This window comes from Corallococcus sp. 4LFB (assembly GCF_046520365.1).
In the GTDB taxonomy this organism is placed as follows: domain Bacteria; phylum Myxococcota; class Myxococcia; order Myxococcales; family Myxococcaceae; genus Corallococcus; species Corallococcus caeni.
This window is the reverse complement of the sequence record NZ_JBKGHJ010001119.1, coordinates 1-882: the sequence shown is the minus strand read 5'-3', so window position 1 is coordinate 882 and position 882 is coordinate 1. Positions and strand designations below refer to the sequence as shown.

Here is an 882-nt window from a genome sequence, read left to right as displayed (position 1 = left end):
CGCCCGTCATGAGGGGCCAGAAGAACTCCCAGACGGAGACGTCGAAGCTGAAAGGCGTCTTCTGCAGGACGACGTCCGAAGGGCCCAGCCCGTAGGCGGACTGCATCCACAGCAGGCGATTCACCACGGGCCCATGGGCATTCATGGCGCCCTTGGGGCGGCCGGTGGAGCCGGAGGTGAAGATGACGTAGGCCAGACCGTCGGCGGTGGCGCGCGGCGGCGGCGCAAGCCGGGGCTGGAGCGCGATGGCCTCCCACTGCGTGTCCAGGCACAGCACCCGGGCGTCATGCGCGGGCAGGCGCGAGAGCAGGTGCTCCTGAGCCAGGAGCACCGCAGGGCGCGCGTCCTCCAGCATCCAGGTGAGGCGCTGGGCGGGGTAGGCGGGGTCGAAGGGGACGTAGGCGCCGCCAGCCTTGAGCGTGGCCAACAGTGCGACGACGAGCTCCAGGGAGCGCTCCAGCAGGAGGCCGACGCGGACCTCGGGCCCCACGCCTTGCGCGATGAGGGCATGCGCGAGCTGATTGGCCCGCGCGTCCAGCTCCCGGTACGTCAGCGTGCGGCCCTCGAAGACGAGAGCGACAGCGTCGGGGGTGCGCTCCACCTGCGCCTCGATGAGGCCGTGCAGCGTGACATCGCGCGGGAAGCCAGTCGCCGTCGCGTTCCAGTCCACCAGCACCTGCCGGCGCTCGGCCTCATCCATGAGCGGCAGCGCGGACACATGCTGCCCGGCATCCAGGACGATGGCCTCCAGCAGCACGCGCAGGTGGCCGAGGAGTCGGCGGATGGAGTCCTCGCGGAACAGGGCGGTGCTGTAGGTGACGGAGCCGGCCAGGCCCTGGGGCGAGTGCGTGAAGACGAAGCTGAGGTCGAACTTCGCGGCCG

At 71.0% G+C, this 882-nt stretch carries 1 protein-coding gene; it reads right to left on the bottom strand.

Annotation, left to right across the window (positions count from 1 at the left end; translation table 11 throughout):
* The coding region (locus tag ACLEQD_RS44435) for an AMP-binding protein (RefSeq protein WP_410391936.1) at positions 1-882 on the bottom strand (882 nt) is incomplete at both ends.